This is a genomic window from Methylorubrum zatmanii (genome assembly GCF_014845115.1).
Classification (GTDB): domain Bacteria; phylum Pseudomonadota; class Alphaproteobacteria; order Rhizobiales; family Beijerinckiaceae; genus Methylobacterium; species Methylobacterium zatmanii.
The window spans coordinates 1-737 of record NZ_NKUI01000373.1; the positions used below are offsets into that span (position 1 = coordinate 1).

At 73.1% G+C, this 737-nt stretch carries 1 protein-coding gene; it reads left to right on the forward strand.

Annotated features, from left to right (window positions below):
- The coding region (locus MZTS_RS24815; protein ID WP_246482277.1) for a YcjX family protein at positions 1-737 on the forward strand (737 nt) is incomplete at both ends.

Genomic DNA, 737 nt, shown 5'->3' on the forward strand with positions numbered 1-737 from the left:
GTGGATTATCCCGGCGAGTGGCTGCTCGATCTGGCCCTGGTCGATCAGAGCTACGTGGCGTGGTCGCGGGCGACCATCGCCGGCACCCGCCGGGCGGGGCGGGCGGGGATTGCCGCGCCCTGGCTCGCCCTGATGAAGGATCTCGACCCCGCCGCTCCGCTCGACGAGGTGGTGGCCGAGCGCGCCGCCAACGCCTTCAAGGCCTATCTCGCGGCGCTCCGGGCCGGCGCGGAATCGGTCGCGACCACGCCGCCGGGGCGCTTCCTGATGCCGGGCGACTTGGCCGGATCGCCGATGCTCACCTTCGCTCCCCTCGATCGGCTGGAGGAGATGCAGGCGCCCGGCAGCCTCGGCGCGCTGATGGAAAGGCGCTTCGAGGCCTACAAGAGCAAGGTGGTGGAGCCGTTCTTCCGCGAGCATTTCCAGCGGGTGGACCGCCAGATCGTGCTCGTGGACGTGCTCTCGGCGGTCGATTCCGGGCCGGCGGCCCTGGCCGAGCTGGAAGAGGCGCTGGACGCGGTGCTGCTCGCCTTCCGCATTGGCCGCAACAGCCTGCTCTCGCGCTTCTTCGCGCCGCGGGCCGAGCGGATCATGTTCGCCGCCACCAAGGCCGACCACCTCCACCAGTCGAGCCACGACCGGCTCGACGCGCTGCTGCCCCTCCGGGCCTCCGCGCGCTCGCCCCCCCCGCCGCCCGCCAGCCCCCCTGCCGGCTCGTGGGCGACCGCCCCCTCCAG